Source organism: Devosia naphthalenivorans, assembly GCF_003056355.1.
Taxonomy (GTDB): domain Bacteria; phylum Pseudomonadota; class Alphaproteobacteria; order Rhizobiales; family Devosiaceae; genus Devosia; species Devosia naphthalenivorans.
Genome location: NZ_PYVW01000001.1, coordinates 145044 through 161344, shown reverse-complemented (window position 1 = coordinate 161344; position 16301 = coordinate 145044). Strand labels below are relative to the sequence as shown.

Annotated in this window: 15 protein-coding genes and 2 tRNA genes; 10 read left to right on the top strand and 7 right to left on the bottom strand. The window is 62.4% G+C overall.

All coding sequences use genetic code 11. The features are described from left to right. Positions 1-18: 18 nt before the first annotated feature. Genes C8264_RS00855 through C8264_RS22005 form a run of 4 tightly spaced genes read right to left on the bottom strand, consistent with a single transcriptional unit; the run spans position 19 to position 5333 of the window. Positions 19-2244: a Wzz/FepE/Etk N-terminal domain-containing protein gene (locus C8264_RS00855; protein WP_108459058.1), complete on the bottom strand. Its 2226-nt coding sequence runs from the start codon at positions 2242-2244 to the stop codon at positions 19-21. Between the two features lie 42 nt (positions 2245-2286). Next, complete coding sequence (locus C8264_RS00850) at positions 2287-3177, bottom strand: glycosyltransferase family 2 protein (protein ID WP_108459057.1); 891 nt, start codon at positions 3175-3177, stop codon at positions 2287-2289. 3 nt (positions 3178-3180) lie between these two features. Continuing rightward, positions 3181-4179 carry a glycosyltransferase family 2 protein gene (locus C8264_RS22010; protein WP_162783390.1) on the bottom strand — a complete coding sequence of 333 codons (999 nt, stop codon included), beginning with the start codon at positions 4177-4179 and terminating at the stop codon, positions 3181-3183. Then, positions 4176-5333, bottom strand: a complete 1158-nt coding sequence (locus C8264_RS22005; protein ID WP_162783389.1) for a glycosyltransferase — start codon at positions 5331-5333, stop codon at positions 4176-4178. The genes C8264_RS22010 and C8264_RS22005 overlap by 4 nt, the downstream gene beginning before the upstream one ends. A 305-nt stretch (positions 5334-5638) precedes the next feature. Here C8264_RS22005 and C8264_RS00840 point away from each other — a divergent pair, with 305 nt between their 5' ends. Next, on the top strand, positions 5639-6280 hold the full coding sequence (locus tag C8264_RS00840; protein ID WP_108459056.1) for a glutathione S-transferase family protein: 642 nt from the start codon (positions 5639-5641) through the stop codon (positions 6278-6280). Positions 6281-6318: 38 nt separating this feature from the next. On the opposite strand, the gene C8264_RS00835 is transcribed toward C8264_RS00840, so the two are convergent. Continuing rightward, positions 6319-6392 (bottom strand) — tRNA-Gly (locus C8264_RS00835). A 240-nt stretch (positions 6393-6632) separates the two neighbouring features. On the opposite strand from C8264_RS00835, the gene C8264_RS00830 reads away from it, so the two are divergent. Beyond that, positions 6633-6717: transfer RNA gene (locus tag C8264_RS00830), tRNA-Tyr, on the top strand. Positions 6718-6962: 245 nt separating this feature from the next. On the opposite strand, the gene C8264_RS00825 is transcribed toward C8264_RS00830, so the two are convergent. Then, positions 6963-7223 carry a hypothetical protein gene (locus C8264_RS00825; RefSeq protein WP_108459055.1) on the bottom strand — a complete coding sequence of 87 codons (261 nt, stop codon included), beginning with the start codon at positions 7221-7223 and terminating at the stop codon, positions 6963-6965. Between the two features lie 546 nt (positions 7224-7769). Here C8264_RS00825 and C8264_RS22345 point away from each other — a divergent pair. The 3 genes from C8264_RS22345 to C8264_RS00815 all read left to right on the top strand — a co-directional run bounded on the left by C8264_RS22345 (position 7770) and on the right by C8264_RS00815 (position 9140). Then, the gene (locus C8264_RS22345; RefSeq protein WP_205245591.1) at positions 7770-7919 is read left to right on the top strand and encodes a hypothetical protein; all 150 of its coding nucleotides are present in this window, start codon (positions 7770-7772) and stop codon (positions 7917-7919) included. A 76-nt stretch (positions 7920-7995) separates the two neighbouring features. Beyond that, positions 7996-8751: a 23S rRNA (guanosine(2251)-2'-O)-methyltransferase RlmB gene (gene rlmB / locus C8264_RS00820; protein ID WP_108459054.1), complete on the top strand. Its 756-nt coding sequence runs from the start codon at positions 7996-7998 to the stop codon at positions 8749-8751. Continuing rightward, positions 8748-9140, top strand: coding sequence for a hypothetical protein (locus tag C8264_RS00815; protein WP_108459053.1), 393 nt, complete (start codon positions 8748-8750; stop codon positions 9138-9140). The genes rlmB and C8264_RS00815 overlap by 4 nt, the downstream gene beginning before the upstream one ends. Positions 9141-9414: 274 nt before the next feature. Here the strand turns inward: C8264_RS00815 and C8264_RS00810 are convergent, their stop codons facing one another. Next, the gene (locus C8264_RS00810; RefSeq protein WP_108459052.1) at positions 9415-10431 is read right to left on the bottom strand and encodes an AraC family transcriptional regulator; all 1017 of its coding nucleotides are present in this window, start codon (positions 10429-10431) and stop codon (positions 9415-9417) included. A gap of 289 nt (positions 10432-10720) precedes the next feature. Here C8264_RS00810 and C8264_RS00805 point away from each other — a divergent pair, with 289 nt between their 5' ends. From C8264_RS00805 to C8264_RS00785, 5 genes are all read left to right on the top strand, one after another. Continuing rightward, entirely contained in the window at positions 10721-11587 is an 867-nt protein-coding gene (locus C8264_RS00805) for a sugar phosphate isomerase/epimerase family protein (protein WP_108459051.1), read from the top strand. Beyond that, positions 11584-13098: a sugar ABC transporter ATP-binding protein gene (locus C8264_RS00800; protein ID WP_108459050.1), complete on the top strand. Its 1515-nt coding sequence runs from the start codon at positions 11584-11586 to the stop codon at positions 13096-13098. The genes C8264_RS00805 and C8264_RS00800 overlap by 4 nt, the downstream gene beginning before the upstream one ends. After that, a complete protein-coding gene (locus C8264_RS00795) occupies positions 13095-14081 on the top strand; it encodes an ABC transporter permease (RefSeq protein WP_108459049.1) in 987 nt (328 codons plus the stop codon). Before C8264_RS00800 ends, C8264_RS00795 begins: the two co-directional genes overlap by 4 nt. Beyond that, entirely contained in the window at positions 14078-15070 is a 993-nt protein-coding gene (locus tag C8264_RS00790; protein WP_108459048.1) for an ABC transporter permease, read from the top strand. The genes C8264_RS00795 and C8264_RS00790 overlap by 4 nt, the downstream gene beginning before the upstream one ends. Before the next feature lie 64 nt (positions 15071-15134). Next, complete coding sequence (locus tag C8264_RS00785; protein WP_245892884.1) at positions 15135-16265, top strand: substrate-binding domain-containing protein; 1131 nt, start codon at positions 15135-15137, stop codon at positions 16263-16265. Positions 16266-16301: the final 36 nt, after the last annotated feature.

Here is a 16301-nt window from a genome sequence, read left to right as displayed (position 1 = left end):
CCATGAGTGGACGGCGCCCTAGTTGGGCGCCGCCTCCATCCGCTGTTCGGCGTTGTAGGCGAACCGCTCCAGCCCACCGGCATCGGTGAATTTCGGCAGGGCGTTGAGGTCCACATTGTTGAGCACCACGCCGGCGATATAGTCAGCCAGTTCCGGCTCCCGCTCCATCAATCCGGTCAGTAGCCGACGAGGCGTCTTGCCCCATTCGGTAACTAGAATGCTACCATCCGTGAGCGGCAGGACGGCCAGCGCATCGATCACCATGCCCAGCGCGGGCAAGTCGATGATGACGTAGTCGAACTGCCCGCGAGCTTCATTCAGCACCTTCTGCATGGCTGCACCGGACAAGTCCCCTGCTCCCGCTTCGGGCGCTGCAGCTGGGAGCGTCACGATGCCGGTCTCGTTATCGGTGGTCGTCGCCGCGCGCCAATCACCCATCTGCGATGGCATGATACGATTTGAGCGGTCCTGCGGTGCGTTCTCGTCGGCATCGATCACGAGGACGCGCGAGCCGGAGGCCGCCAGCATCTCGGAGAACGACGCGGCAAAGGTCGATTTGCCCTCGCCAGGCAGTGCGGACAAGACGCCGACCACCGTTGTGCCGCGATCGGCCATCGGCTGCAGCACGAGGCGCGCGGCCTTGAGCGTTTCCATGTAGGGCCCGCCCCAACGCCGGCCGATGCGCCGGCCGGTAGCACTGCGGATCAGGGTGCGAACGGCCCGGCGCCGATCGGCTGGCGGAGCGCTCGCGTCGATCTGCAGCTTGGGAACATAGCCCAGGAACCGCAGCCCCAGATGGCGGCGCACCTGGGAGCCGATGCGGAAGCCGCTTTCGCGCAGTTCGTTGAACGTGCCCACCAGGGCCCCAAGGAACGAGCCGGCGATAAAGGCCGCGGCCAGGATCACCAGGATCTTGGGGCTCGATGGCTGCTCGGGCAGCAAGGCGTCCGTCACGATCCGAATGGACGGGATCGGGAAGCTCTGGCGCTGCACCGATTCCTCATAGCGCAGCAGATAGCTGTTATAGAGCGAGCGCAGTGCGTCGGAGCGTTGCTGCAGCTCATTGAGCCGCACCTGCTCCTGGCTGATCGAGCCGGCGCTCTGGCCTTCGGCGTCGATATCGCGGCGCAGGCCGGCTTCCTGCTGTACGGCGATGGAAAGCTGGGTGCGGTATTGCTGGTCGAGGTTCTGCAGCAGGGCATAGATGCGGCTGTTAAGGCTCGCTTGCCCGGCGCGGAGCGTCTGCAATTGCGGGTGGTCCTCGCCAAAATTGGCCTCGACCTCGCCGATACGGCTGATCAGTGCCGCCGACTGCGTGCGCAGCGCCGCGATTTCAGCCGGATCGGCCGCCGTGTCGCTCAATAGCGACACATTGCTGGAGGCAGACTCCGGCCCTGCGGCAACGATGGTTTCCAATTGTCCGGACAGAGCCCGCAGCCGGGCCGCCTCAGCCTGCGCCTCGGCCAGTTGCTCGGACAGGCTCTCGATGCGCTTGGTCGTCAGATTCCGGTCCTGCCCTACGGAAAGACCGGTTTGCCGGCGGTAATTCTCGATGGCAAGGCTGGCCTGGCGCTGGCTTTCACCGATTTCGGCCAACCGCTGCTGCAGCCAGTCCGACGCTGCGCTGGTCGCTTCCAGCTCCGCATTGAGCTGGTCCTGCAGCAGCGCCTCGGCATAGGCCTGGGCAATGCGTTGTGCCAGTTCGGGCGTCGCGGCTTCATAGCCGATGCGAATGATCGAACTGCGTCCCATGCGATCAACCTGCACATTGGATCGCAGCATGCCCACGACTTCGTCGAGACTTGCCTCCAGATCGGTCGGGCGTTCCGTGCTCATGAAGGGAATGAGGCCGCGCACGCGCTGGCTGAACGAAGGCGGCGGATTGAGGAACTCCTGATCGGTCATCAGGTTCTCCGCCTGCGCCACCGCGGCAGCGACGCGGCTGGAGCGGAGCACTTCGATCTGGTTGAGCACCTGGGCTTCCATGTCAACGCTGCTGGTCACCGTGCCACCCTCACCCGCAGCCTGCTCCAGGTTACGGTCCAGCAGCACCTGGCCAGCCGACATGTAGTTGCGCGGCGCCAGCGTCAGATAGAATGCCGCCAGCAGCAGCGCCAACCCGATACACAGCCCAAGAACGAGCGACTGACGGCGCAGCAGCGAAAGCACCCGCTCGAGGTCGATCGTCTTGAGGTCCGACGACTTGGGCGCCAGTGGTTCCAGAAAGCCAGATTTTTCAAGCATGCATGCACTCCGCCAATATGGTCGGCAAGAAGAAGGAGACGCTCACGAGGGCGTCGAATGTCCGTAATGGGTTGCCTGGCGCACCCCGAGGATGCCCCCAGCCACGCCCAGATGGAGAACTGCCCGCAGCCAGTTCCTCCGCCGCAGGACAGGTGAAAATGTGGTCAGCGCCGTCATGGCGCCGCAGAAGGCGATCTTGGCGCCAACGATGGCCAGCGCCTTGGCGCGCGACCCCGATTGCAGCATGCCATGGGTCTGCCCAAACCGCAGGCGCCGGCGCACCAACCAATCCATGCTGGCGCGCTCCGCCGGAACCGGCTCGTCCACCAGGGCATCGGGGGCATAATCGATCGTGCCGCCCAAGGCAGTCAGTTGATAGAAAAACGCGGTATCCTCTCCGCCGGACTTGCCCAGTGCCGGGTCGAAGCGCAGCTTGCGATAACTCTCGTTCCAGCGGACCAGCACGTTGCAGGTATAGCCCGTGCGGATCGCGCCATTGACGAAGACGGGGAAGGTCGAGTGGAAATCGCCCTCGACCATCCAGCGCGGCGCATCCGGGCGATAGATAGCCCGCACTGGGCCCAACACCGCTGCAGCCCCGCTTGCTTGGGCCTTGCCGACCAGTCCGGTAAGCCAGCCGGGCGTCGCCACTTCATCGTCATCCACGAAGGCGATGAACTCGGCTTCCGCGTGATCGAGACAGGCATTGCGGGCGATGCAGATATTGGCGGCCGGGGCATGTACATAAATGAGCGGGAACGGCAGTTGCTCGCGCATGCCCTCAACCAGATCGCGGGCGGATGGATCGTGGTCATTGTCGGCAATAATCACACGGATCGCGTGCCCGCCATTGTCCATACGCGCGATGGACTGGAGAGTTTGAGCCAGGAAAGCCCGCCGGAAGGTGCAGATGCAGATATCAACGCTGGCCATGGGCTACACCGTCCCGCGCCGGAACGAGCGCTGCGCCAGATGTGCCCAAAACCCGGACGACCAGGCAAAGTGCATGATCATGGCCGCAAGCCCAACCAGGGGCGACAGCACCATGGGCATGCCATATTCTGGATAGTGCTTCCTCGCCGCATGCACGCCGAGGGCAATGCAGCCGACGCCCCAGAGCGCCAGCGGCACGAGAAAGCCCCAATGCCAGATCGAGAGCGCTGCGAGCAGCACGACCGGCAATATGGCCAGGGGCGCCATTTGGCGCAGGCGCGGACGCATCCGGTGCTTCAGGATGTTGCGCGCCCTGCCCCCGCCATAGCCGAAATACTGCCGGAACAGGCCCGCTGCCGTTGAGCGCGGATAATAGGTCATCGCCGTGCGGTTGGTCAGCCAGATCGTATTGCCGGCCTGGCGCAGCCGAAAATCGAGTTCCGCATCCTCGTTGAAGCGGAACGTCTGGTCATATCCACCCACGCTGCGGAAGGCATCGACCCGCATCAGCGCATGGTGGCCATGGTCCACCGGCCCCTGCCCCTTGCCCGTACGGTGCGCGGAACCACCCGTTCCGATTGCCGAATTTTGCGCCGTGGCCACGGCGCGCTGGAACGATGCCAAGCCCACCGTGGTCATCGGCACCACCACGCTGCTCACCTGCCGCTCCTGCGCCTCGGCAACCAGGGTGCGGCAGTAATTGGCCGGATAGGCGCCATGGGCGTCGATCCGGATGAAATACTCCGCGCCGTCGCCAAATTGCTCGACTGCCAGGTTGATGGCAGCACTCTGAATGCGCTGCGGGTTATGGATCAGCACCACGCGCGGGGCACTAATCGCAATAGCCGCTACGATATCGATTGTTCCATCGGTGCTGCCGCCATCGGCCACCACGATACGGGCGTCCAATGCTTCGGCCTCCACCAGTAGGGCTTGCAGCAGTCCGCCAATGTGTCGCGCCTCATTGAGCGTGGGAACGATGACGATGGTGCGCGCACTCATGCAGCGACCTCCAATTGTGGCTTGGCAGATTTGAATTGTGAAAGCCGGGCGACCAGATCGACGCATTCCTGCGTGCCGCAGCGGAAAATTGTGTTGTCCTGCCTGGCCACGGCCGCAGCCAACTCGCCAATGCGGCCGGCCGACATCCCCTCGAACAGATCGATCAGCGTCTGCTGCGAAATGTCGGGTACCACGATCCCGATGCCCAGCCGCTCGATGAAGGCTGCCGTCTCGGTACCCGCCAGTGCGATGGGAATCGCGCCGTTCAGGCATCCCTCATAAAGCCGGTTGGGCAGCAGCCAGTCCGAGTTGAGACCCGCTTCGAAGAAGTCGATCGCCCAGACGAAATGCACGGCCGAGTACATCGGCGCGAGATCGTCGGGGTATCGGAAAGTTCCCTCGTAATTGAGATGCGGCGAGGCTGCGGTGACACCGTGGAAATCTTCGAACTCCGTCAGTGCCGGGCGGCCCCGCAATGAGACCTCGACCTGTCCGTCGAAATGCCGGGACAAGGCATCCAGCGCTGCGAGCGACTTGCTGCAGCGCAGCGCGCCGAACCAGCCGATACGGATGGGTTCGCTGTCCTCAATCAAAGCTGGGTTTAACCCTGGCTCCCGAAGGTCCGGGGCAAAAACCTTGTTCTCGACCAGTAGCGATGGGGGCGCGCGATTGTTGTCGAAATGATTGCGCAGGAAGGCCGGTGAACTGGTGATGAGAAGGTCGACATGGCGCATCAGGCGCTGCTCGACGGCCCGCATCGCCTGCCCGGCCAAGTCCGGGCGCAACATCAACCGGTGAATATCGAGGCACTCATAGACCAATGATGGGGCGCGGCCCCAAAGCCCGAGCAGCCGGTTGGCGATGCCGAGCATTTCAAGATTGCGAGCTACGATGATGTCCGGCCGCCGAAGCGGCTTCGCCCATTCCGGCCCCCGCCAGGCCGCTCCAAGCGTCGCGCCCAGACGGTGCAGCATGCGCCCATCATGGGTGACATCGAGTTCGATTACGGTTTCGAGCGGCAGCGCTGGAGGGGGCGCATCGCCACGCCGGAACCCGGCGACCTCGACCTCGGCTCCGCCCTGCTGGAACATGGCCACACGCCGCCCAACAGCCGGATCTGAAAGGTTGTGAACGAGGTACAATATTCTTGGCAACGAGCGTCTCCTGTCCCAAACAGCGCCATGCCGCATACCGGGCGAGCCGCAATCTGCAGCAGTTCGCCCCGCATGCAGCGGAACGATGCACGGGCACTCCCACCAAAGCGACGAGAATGAACGGACACTTGAGGATGCCAGCGCGAGGGGGTCAACCGGACTTGGGGTGACGCTGAGATGCGCGCCGCGCATGTCATCAAACAGCCCTATTCCTGCCCGCAGTTTGCCCGATCAGGGGCGCGACGCATCAATTTAGCGGGCAACGTCCAAAGCGCCAGAAGAACATTCTGCTTCGGAACCCGTTGATGATCCCCACCATCACCGCTTTTGAACGATCACCCGACGGCGGCATGGGGCTGGCACGCGACATGCGCGTGCGCTGGGCGCTTGAGGAAACCGGCCAACCCTATGATGTTCGTCTTGTATCGTTCACCCAGATGAAAGAACCGGAACACCTGGCGCTTCATCCCTTCGGTCAAATCCCGACCTATGAAGAAGGCGATCTTGTGTTGTTTGAATCCGGCGCGATCATCCTCCACATTGCCCAGCACCACGCGGGACTGCTACCGGAGGAGCCGAACGCCCGGGCACGCGCGATTGCCTGGATGTTCGCCGCACTGAACACCATCGAGCCGCCGATCGTCGAACGCGAACAGGTCTCGTACGCCGAGCGCGACAAACCTTGGCACGCGCAACGTCTGCCTCTCATGGACGAACGCATCCGCCAGCGGCTAGGCGAACTCTCAGACCGGCTCGGCGACGCCGGTTGGCTGGATGGCTCCTTCAGCGCAGGCGATCTGTTGATGGTGCTGGTGCTACGCCGCCTGGAGGGGAGCAATCTCCTGGAAGAATATCCAAATCTTGCTGCCTATGTCGCACGGGCCGAGGCGAGGCCGGCATACCAGCGAGCATACGAGGCCCAACGGGCAGTCGCGACGGATCGATAGCGGTGAACAAGAACGGCTATCATTTGAATGAGGAGAACTGGAGCGGGTAGCGGGAATCGAACCCGCATAGTCAGCTTGGAAGGCTGCTGCTCTACCACTGAGCTATACCCGCCCGGTCGGTGACCGACGCCACTGGCATTAGCGCGAGTTCGCCATTGAAGGCAACCCCTTGCGGGAATGGGTCGCGGTGGCCGCGCAGTTTTTTGCACTGCCCGGCATCTTGGCAGCGAACTTAGCTTGGAAATCTGGCGTGGTTTGGCAAAGGGGTGTTGACACACTGTCATCTGCCCACCATAAACCGCCCCGACGACGCGCTATTGCGCTTCGTTTCCTACCCAAGCGACGTTGTAGTGGAGGGGTGGGAGAGTGGTTAAATCCATCAGACTGTAAATCTGACCGCTTAGCGTACACTGGTTCGAATCCAGTCCCCTCCACCATCGCCCACCCGGATAAGCCCAAAGGCCAACAAAACCGGGCTTCTCGCAAAATCGATATTGAACAGGTTGTTACACAGTTTCGGCGACGTCGCCGGGGCGGTGTTGGTATGACCCCGATGGGCTCGCCTGCCAAGATCCACATAGCGCGGAGCGGTCGAGCGCTGATCGCCCAGTACATCGCTTTGGTCGAGATGCCGCCATCTGAGGCCGGCGCGAACTAGCAATACGAGCAGGAAGTTCGGTGCTTATTCCGTCCGCCCACACCGTTGAGAAACCGCCTCCTGGATCAGCGCCTCGCGCTTTGCCCGGATCTTTGGGAACACCCAAAACTCCACATAGATGCCGGCCAGCAAACCCGCGAAAACTGCAACTGCAAAGCCGGTAGGCCAATGAAGCGCCATCTCGACAGAGGCGAGTATCGCAAATGCCGTGATAGATACTGCCACCGCCATGGATACGGCGATGCCGGCTTTTATCGGAGGGTACCTTAGTAAATTCTTGTGCATCCCGCCTCCTTTCCAAGCACTCTACGCTTACTTGACTGACTGGAAGCTGACATGTTGATGAAGTTAGAAATATAACACTGGTTAGTCGCGCGTCCGCTATTCAGCTACTACTTCGATCTAAGCCAATCGATCAGGCTGCCGGCGCAGCCCAATCAACACGCGACACGAAGGCAGCAGACCAAAAGCGCCTAGCGGATCGGCCATGAAATCGATCGGCGGGAGTTAGCCAACACTGGCAAAAAGCCGTTCTGGTTCAATGTGCGGTTTAAGGTAGGTTAGCCAAGCCAAGACGTTGGAGAGCAAAGAGTCTTGCAGTCCAGTCCCCTCTACCATCGTTCTTCGCCGCGTACTGATCCCGCGCGACATTTGAGCTTGGGCAAGCCACCACAATTTCGCCATCTCGCTCGTTTGACCTGCCGGTCATAGACCGGATTATAGCTGTTTGATCATTTCGGCTTAGGTACACGACCTGCCTTGCCCAAAGTTTGGGCATCGATACGCTCTCAACGGCGCAGAACCAAAGGTCGCGTTGTTGGGAGGTGCATGATGGCCAAGTTCGTGGACTACATGCTTCGGTCGCGGGTTTTCAGTGATACGCGCCGGCTGCCCCGCGGATGGATCGTTGTTGGTTGCTTGATCGTCGCCTGGCTCTTATTGGCCCTGTTTGTTCTTGGCGTCGCCCGTTTCCTCCTCTAGCCCCCGTGACAAGCCGCACAGAAGCACTGCAAGCATGCCGCTTGCTGGCCTCGCGCAAAGGCGGTAGGGCTCGGCAATGAGCTTCAACAAATTTCCGCCCAAGCCCCGCTACAATCCCGATGACGGCCCGGTGTACCTTTACGGGTTGCACACCGTGCGTGCCGCGCTGGATAACAAGAATCGCATCAAGAAGGTCCTGCTGGCGACGCCCAATGCGTTGATGCGGCTCAAGGAGACCGGTGAGATCGGCAAGGTGACCGTCAAGGAAACCACGCCCAAGGAACTGGACCGCCTGCTGGGCGACGACGCTGTACATCAGGGCGCTGCACTGGAAGTGGACCCGGTCAGCCGGTTCGGCCTCGACGACATCAAGCCGTTGCGGCTGGTGGTCGTGCTGGACCAGATCACCGATCCGCATAATGTCGGCGCCATCTTGCGCACCGCATGTGCATTCGGGGCCGATGCAGTCATCACCACGGCGCGCCATTCACCGCGGGAAACGGGCGTGATGGCTAAATCGGCTTCTGGCGCGCTCGATCTCGTACCCATGATCGAGGTTCGCAACCTTGGGGACGCGCTACAAAAGCTCAAGGATCGCGGCATGTTGGTGCTGGGTTTTGATTCAGAATCCGAGCAGCAGCTGAAGCCCAGAACGGACGATCAGCCACTGGCGATTGTCATGGGCGCCGAAGGTAAAGGCTTGCGCCAGCGCACGCGCGAGCTATGCGACGAAATGGTCAAGCTCGACATGCCCGGCCCGATCAAGTCGCTGAACGTCTCCAATGCGGCCGCCATTGCCTTGTTCGCCGCTACCGCAGGACGAATCCCGTGAGTCAGTTTGCGCCCTTTGCCATGGCGCTGCGCCTTTCCGGGGTGACGCTCAACCAGCAGGATCTGGACGTTGCCCTCAAGCAACTCACCAGCCGTTATGAGCCGGAAGACGCTGAGCAGAGCTTTTATGCGCAAGTCGATGTGCCGGTGAACAATCCGGTGCGCGCGCTGCTGGAACTGGCGGAACGCTCGGGCTCGCCGATAGCGGCCATGCTGGAAGACCGGCGCATCGGCAAGGCCGTACTCGACATCGCATTCGACTATCCCGAGCATGGGGAAGCCATGTCGGCCCGGCTGCCAGCCCATGTAGCCGCAGCAATTGCCGGGCACGGCATCGACATCGAAATCTCCGTCTATCTGACCGACGTCGAGGACGACGAGGAAAGCTGACGGCGCTCGGAGTTGTGGCCGGTAGGTTGAACGCCCGCGCTACGGCGAAATCGGGACTTCCTCAACATCATAGCCAAGAATGGCAACTGTTGGGAATGCGCGCTTGCGCGACCCTTTCAGACGTTCACGAAACCTGATCGAGTCCTGAAAGCCGCCGGCTAAATAGGCGCGTGTGTCAGAAGTGGGCGCACATGCATTTTGAAGCCGCCCTCACCGAAGTCTCAGACTTATGGCCCAGCACGCAGTCTAGCGAGGCATCGCATCGCGCGCTGAGCTATGGCCGAGTTTGTTGCGGGGAGAAGCCGAAGCGGCGTTTGTAGCAGGTGGCGAAATATTGGCTGGATGAGAAGCCGCATTCGAGGGCGATTTCGGTCACCGTGGCGGTGGCGCGCTCGGCCAGCCATTTCTTGCCCGCCTCGAGCCGCACCATCTGCAGGTAGCGAACCGGCGTCATGTTGGTCAGGGACTGACAATGCTGGGAGAACTGGGTGCGCGACAGGCTGCATTCGGCTGCCATGTTCTCAAGCGTCCATGGTTCGTCCAGCGCGTGCGGCAGGCGGTCGAGAAAAATCTGCACCGTGCGTTTGGAGCTCGCCAGGTCTTCATCGAGCATCGGGGACTGGTGCTCCAGTTGCTCCATGAACTGCAGCAGCATCAGCGAGATCTGCAGGCGCAGCCGGGTTTCGCTGCCGGGAATATCATCCCCGGCAACGATGTCGGCAATATCGTGAAAACTGCGGGCGACGTCGCGGCTGGCTGTCAATACGTGTTGTTCGTTGCGCGACAGCATCGTGGTCAGCCGCGCTGTGTCGCGTTCCGGCCAAGCCATCCAGTCCGGCCACAGCCAATCCTCGTGCGGACGGCGGACGCCGACGTCGAACAGAACCCAGATGATCTGGCTGGCGGAAACGTGCGGATCACCGAACTGGTGCAATTGCCAGGGCCGGACGACGAACATCTGTCCTTTCCTCAATTCATGGCGCTGGCCATCCACTTTGAGCACCATGGTGCCACGTGCGAGATAGGCGATCTTGACGCCCTCGTTGCAATGCTCCTTTAGCCCCCAGTCCTGCGAATTGGCGGCGTCCCAGCCCCCAACGGACAGCACTTGGGGCAGCGCATCGCCCAGAGGTTTGCCGGGATACTTGCGGCGCGTCCAGGCGCTGAGCGTTACCTTTCCGTCCAGCGATGCCTGGTAAAGGTCGGCACAATTGCCCGCATACATCAGCGCGCCTGGCTCGGTGAAGACCGCCGGTCGCGATACCGCATGCAAACGCTCTGATCCGTTCATCGCCTCATCCCTGTATAAATTCTACCAGTGTTGTCATTCGAACGCGCGTCGTGCGCCGGTGCGCCATGATCGTCGCGTTCTGCTCCCTGCCACCAAGCTAGAGAGTGGAACATCCACAAGTCAACCAGAGCGGCGAACAGCGCCGCCGGCCTGACTTGCAGGATTGTGGAGGAGTTTGTCCGGCGCCGGTCTTCGGCAACGTTCGAAATCCGCCGACAGGGTGCGCTGCCACGGTTGTTGCACGTACCTCAAGGCGTTTCGACCGTATGGCCGGGTCGAGGGGTAAGCCATGAAGCTCGGCATCAACCTGCTGTGCTTGACCGATTTCGTGACCGAGGCGCACCTACCAGCGATCCGGCAGATTAAGGCGCTCGGCTATGACGGCGTCGAAGTGCCCGTCCTGTCCGGCGATCCTGTGCATTATGCCTGGCTGGCCCGAGAATTGGATGCGATCGGGCTTGAACGTTGCACGACGTCGATCATTCCCACCCCCGATCTCAGCCCGATCTCGTCCGACGCCACTATTCGCGCCCAGGGCCGCAAGCACCTGCACTGGGCGCTGGATTGCGCGATCGCGCTCGGCGCCCAGAGCGTCGGCGGGCCAATCCATGCGCCCATCGGGCATTTTACCGGCACAGGACCGACCGAAAGCGAGCTGTCCTATGGGGCGGAGGCGCATCGCGCACTCGCCGAACGCGCCGAGGCCAATGGGATCTATCTCAGCCTTGAACACCTCAACCGCTTCGAGACCTATTTCCTCAATACCACCGTGCAATGCCGCGACTACGCGCGCCGCGTCGACCATCCGGCATTGCGGATCATGTACGACACGTTCCACGCCAATATCGAGGATCGCAACCAGGTCGAAGCCTATGAGACGGTCGCGCCACATGTCGGGATCGTTCACATTTCGGAGAACGATCGCGGCATTCCAGGGCGCGGCCATATCGACTTTGCGGCCATCATGGGGGCGGTAAGACGCTCCGGTTACGATGGCTGGGTAACGCTGGAAGCATTCGGCGCTGGCCTGCCGGCAATCGCGGCTGCGACGCGAGTTTGGCGTCCCTTGTTCCCCGACTATGATACGCTGTTTTCCGAAAGCGCCGCGTTTATCCGCCGGACTTGGGACGCGGCAGGGAGGGACCTCGCTGCATGATCGACGCCCCCGTTATCGAGATGCGCGGAATCTCAAAGTCGTTTCCCGGCGTGAAAGCGCTGCGGGGCGTATCCTTTGCCTGCGCCAGGGGCGAGGTGCATGCCCTTTGCGGCGAAAACGGCGCGGGCAAGTCGACGCTTATCAAGATCCTGTCCGGCGTCTATCGCCCCGATGCCGGCGAGGTGCTGATCGACGGTAAAGCGCAGCACTTCAGCCATCCGCAAAACGCGCTGTTGGCCGGTATTTCGGTGATCTATCAGGAATTCTCGCTGCTGCGGGAGCGGACAGTCGCGCAGAACCTCTTTCTCGGCCGCGAGCCACTGAAGAACGGCATCATCGACAGTCGTGCCATGATCACCGAGACGCAGCGCGTCCTCGCTCTGTTCGGTATCCGGCATCGCATCAAGCCGGAGACTCTGGTCGCCGATCTCGATGTCGCCAGCCAGCAAATGGTCGAGATCGCCAAGGCGATCTCACTCAATGCAAAGGTCATCGTCATGGACGAGCCGACCGCTGCGCTCAACGAGGCCGAATGCGAGGTGCTGTTCGCGCTGGTCGATCGTCTGCGGGCGTCGGGAACAGCGATCGTCTACATCACGCACCGCATGCGCGAAGTCACGCGGATCGCAAACCGGGTCACGGTGATCAAGGATGGCGAAGTGACGGCGAGTTTTGACACCGTTCCGGCCCCGGAAGTCATCGTGCGCGCCATGGTCGGCCGCGACATCTCCGAATATTATCCGGAGCCGGCGGCGCCGGCAGAGATCGGCAAACCGGTTCTCACAATCGCAGGCGGATCCAATGCGTCCCTCCGCGATATCGATCTGGAGCTGCGCGCGGGAGAGATCGTGGGCTTTGCCGGCCTGCAGGGCGCCGGCCGAACGGCCCTCGCCATGGCCATCTTCGGCGCCGCCCCGCTCACCGCCGGCACCATGACCCTCGACGGAAAAACGGTGCGCCTGCTCACTCCACGCGACGCCATTCGTGCCGGCATCGGCATGTTGCCCGGCGATCGCAAGGCGAGCGCGCTCGTGCTGATGCAGTCAGTGCGCGACAACGGCATGTTGACCGCACGCAGTTTTGCTCATGCGCTGGGCAGGCGGAACAGCAATCGCTTCATCGGCATCGAAGGCATGGACGGCCTGCTCGACCAGATGAAGGTTCGCGCGCCCTCCTACGAACAGGAGATGCGGTTCCTGTCCGGCGGCAACCAGCAGAAGGCAATCGTGGCGCGTTGGCTGGCGCTCCGTCCCAAGGTGCTGATCTTCATCGAGCCGACGCGCGGCATCGACGTCGATACCAAGGCGAGCATCTATCACCTGATGCGTGATTTGGCCCGTGGCGGCGCCGCGGTGATGATGGTCTCTTCCGACCTGCCCGAAATACTGGGTGCCTCCGATCGCATCGTCGTCATGCGCGATGGACGTATCGTCGGCCAGTTCGATCGCACCGCGACCGAGGCCGAGCTCATGCTGGCGGCCACGGGCGAAGCGGCAGGAGTCGCGGCATGACCGACACGCCCCTGACGGCGTCCAAGCCGCCGCGCTTCCGCTTCGACCGGCACGCATCCACCATCCTGCTGCTCGCCGCGATCGCCATCTATATCGTCCTCGTCGTCGCGCTCGGCCAGACGCGGTTCCTCACGCTCGACAACCTCGTGGCAATCCTGGGCCGGTCCATCACCCTGGGCATAACGGCCATCGGGCAGACCTTCGCCATCCTGGTCGCCTCGATCGATCTCAGCGTCGCCAGCGTCATCTCCGCGGCCGCCGTCGTAACCTCGGTGGTGATGAATGGCGAGCCGTCGATGATGCTGCCAGCGATCTTGGCCGTGCTGTCGCTGGGGGCGGTGGTCGGCCTTATCAACGGGTTGGTGATCACCAAGCTCGAGGTCAATCCGCTGATCGCCACGCTCGGCATGTCGCTGATCATCCAGGGCGTGCTGTCCTATTACTACAACAACTTCGCCGGGGCCGTGCCGGCCGAATTCCAGGTCTTCGCCTACGGCTCGGTGGGCATCGTGCCCTATTCGCTCATCTTCATGTTTGCCCTGGCCGGCCTCGCCTGGTTCGTGCTGCGCTTCACCCGTTTCGGCTCGGACATCTATTCGGTCGGCGGCAACCAGGACGCCGCCCGGCTCGCCGGCATCAAGACGGCGCGCGTGGTGATCGGCGCGCATGTCATCTGCTCGCTCTGCGCCGCCATTGCCGGCATCTATCTCGCTTCGCGCCTGCGTTCGGGCGCCCCATGGATCGGCGCCGAAGGGGTCTATGACCTTGAATCCATCGCCGTGGTGGTCATCGGCGGTACTGTGCTGGCTGGCGGACGCGGCGGCATCTGGGGCACCATGGCCGGCGTCATCATCTTCTCGCTGATCGATTCCATCTTCAACGTGGCCGGCGTCGATGCCTTCGTGAAGCAGGTGCTGCGCGGCATCATCATCATCGCCGCCGTCGCCTTCTATGCGGCCCGTTCGCAAAGGCCCGTGGCATGACCGAGCAAACCGCCGCCCGCCCAGAGGTCTCCAGGCGCCGCTTGCCCGGGGTCAATCCGGTCTATGTTCTGGTCGTGGCCTTGCTGCTGGCCATTTTCATCATGAATCCGGCTTTCGGCGAACCGACCGGCTACATGAACTTCCTCAAGCGCGTGGCGGCGCTGGCTATCCTGTCGGGCGGGGCACTTTACGTCATCGTCTCGGGCGGTTTCGATCTCAGCGTCGGCTCGACGATGACGCTGACGCTGACGGTGATCGGCTCGTCCATGCTGGCCAGCAATGATCCGAACTCTACCTACTGGATCATCCCGCTGATGCTCGGCATCGGGCTGGTCGTCGGGCTGATTAACGGCCTCGTCGTCAGCTACCTCAAGGTACCCTCGCTGATCGCCACCCTGGGTATGATGATCACGCTCAATGGCGTGGCCTTCATGTGGTCGGGTGGGGCACCGCGCGGCTACCTGCCCGATACTTTCCGCTTCTTCGGCCGCTTCAATATCAGCGACGTGCCGCTCATCGGCATCCTGCCTGTCGCGGTGATCTGCCTGGTCGTCTTCGGCACGATCCTCTGGTGGGGCATGCACCGGACCAACTATGGCCGCATGCTGCATGCCATTGGCGACAATCCGCAAGCGGCGCGGCTGGCCGGTGTGCCGGTGCAGCGCGTGCGCATTTCAGCCTTTGTCGTCTCGGCGCTCACGGCCGTCCTGGCCGGCGTGATCCTGGGCGGACGCGGCGGCGTCTCGGTCGATATCGGGTCCGGCTACGAACTCCAGGCGATTACCGCCGCTGTCATCGGCGGGGCGCAACTGCTTGGTGGGCGTGGCTCGGTGCCGGCAACCATTGCTGGAGCATTGGCTCTCGAAGCGATTTTCACCCTGCTCAACCTGATCGGCCTGGCCCAGCCAGTCCGCCTCGTGGTGCAGGGCCTCATACTCATCGGCGCGGTGGCGCTTGCGACTTACCAGCGCAAGCGTGCCGGGCGATGAGCGACGACGGACGGTCGTTCTGGCCGCCCGAGCAAAGGTGGGAAACCCCACAAGGGAGGACAACTTGAAGAAGACCCTATTGGCAGTGGCCATCCTCGGCATGCTGACCGGAAGTGCATTTGCGCAGGCTCCGAACTTCGACGACCCGGCCGAATTCGCCAAGCAGCGGGAACAGCTGACAGCCACATTCAACGGTCCGGCTGACCAGCCCTACCTGCAATATGCAGGCGACGCGATGGTCGATACGACAGAATTCAAGAAGGAAGGCCCCTGGACGGTCTGCTTCTCCAACGCAGGCGTGAACAACCCCTGGCGTGTGGTGGGCTACACCAACATGACCGAGGAAGTGAAGCTGCATCCCGAAATCGGCACCTTCACCCATGTCGATGCCGAAGGTTCGGACGACAAGCAGATTGCCGACATCGACGACCTGCTCGCCGGTGGCAATTGCGACGCGCTGATCGTGTCGCCCAACTCGACGGCGGCTCTGACGCCGGCGGTCGAAAAGGCCTGCGCGGCCGGTCTGCCGGTCATCGTGTTCGACCGTGGCGTGACCACCGACTGCCCCGTGACCTTTGTCCACCCGGTGGGTGGCTATGGATTCGGCATCCAGGCGGCTGACCACATCATCGCCAACGTGCCGGCTGGGGGCAACGTGCTGATGCTGCGCATCTTGCCCGGCGTCGACGTGCTCGAAACCCGTGCCTCCGGTGCCCGCAACATGTTTGCGGAAGCCGGGCTGACGGTGCTGGGTGAAGAATTCACCGACGGCGACAATGCCAAGACCAAGTCGATCGTGGAAGATTACCTGCAGCGCGGCACGATCGATGCGGTGTGGATGGATGCCGGCGCAACGGCCGTTGCCGCGGTCGAAGCCTTCGAAGACCAGGGCGTCGACATACCGGTCGTCACTGGCGAAGACCAGCAGGACTACCTGCAGAAATGGCGTGATCTGGGTTTCAAGGGCATTGCCCCCACCTACCCAAGCTACCAGTGGCGCACCGCGGTCATTGCAGCCGTGAACACGCTCAAGGGCGAGCAGGTCCCAGGTCCGGAATGGGTGCTGCCGCAGCCGGCAATCACGCAGGACGTACTCGACCAGTACATCAACGAGAAGATGCCGCCGCTGCACTACGCCATGTGCGGTTGCGAAGACATGGAAACCTACCCCGAAGCTTGGGGCGGCACGAAGTGATCTGGTTGGGGCGCCCTCGGGCGCCCCGATTTTTAT

Excerpts from the sequence above, each read along its gene's own strand:
- C8264_RS22010 (WP_162783390.1), bottom strand. The coding sequence starts at position 4,179 with ATGAGTGCGCGCACCATCGTCATCGTTCCCACGCTCAATGAGGCGCGA.
- C8264_RS00805 (WP_108459051.1), top strand. The coding sequence starts at position 10,721 with ATGAAGCTCGGCATCAACCTGCTGTGCTTGACCGATTTCGTGACCGAG.
- C8264_RS00790 (WP_108459048.1), top strand. The coding sequence starts at position 14,078 with ATGACCGAGCAAACCGCCGCCCGCCCAGAGGTCTCCAGGCGCCGCTTG.
- C8264_RS00825 (WP_108459055.1), bottom strand. The coding sequence starts at position 7,223 with ATGCACAAGAATTTACTAAGGTACCCTCCGATAAAAGCCGGCATCGCC.
- C8264_RS00810 (WP_108459052.1), bottom strand. The coding sequence starts at position 10,431 with ATGAACGGATCAGAGCGTTTGCATGCGGTATCGCGACCGGCGGTCTTC.
- C8264_RS00850 (WP_108459057.1), bottom strand. The coding sequence starts at position 3,177 with ATGGCCAGCGTTGATATCTGCATCTGCACCTTCCGGCGGGCTTTCCTG.
- C8264_RS00795 (WP_108459049.1), top strand. The coding sequence starts at position 13,095 with ATGACCGACACGCCCCTGACGGCGTCCAAGCCGCCGCGCTTCCGCTTC.
- C8264_RS22345 (WP_205245591.1), top strand. The coding sequence starts at position 7,770 with ATGGCCAAGTTCGTGGACTACATGCTTCGGTCGCGGGTTTTCAGTGAT.
- C8264_RS00840 (WP_108459056.1), top strand. The coding sequence starts at position 5,639 with ATGATCCCCACCATCACCGCTTTTGAACGATCACCCGACGGCGGCATG.
- rlmB (WP_108459054.1), top strand. The coding sequence starts at position 7,996 with ATGAGCTTCAACAAATTTCCGCCCAAGCCCCGCTACAATCCCGATGAC.
- C8264_RS00800 (WP_108459050.1), top strand. The coding sequence starts at position 11,584 with ATGATCGACGCCCCCGTTATCGAGATGCGCGGAATCTCAAAGTCGTTT.
- C8264_RS00855 (WP_108459058.1), bottom strand. The coding sequence starts at position 2,244 with ATGCTTGAAAAATCTGGCTTTCTGGAACCACTGGCGCCCAAGTCGTCG.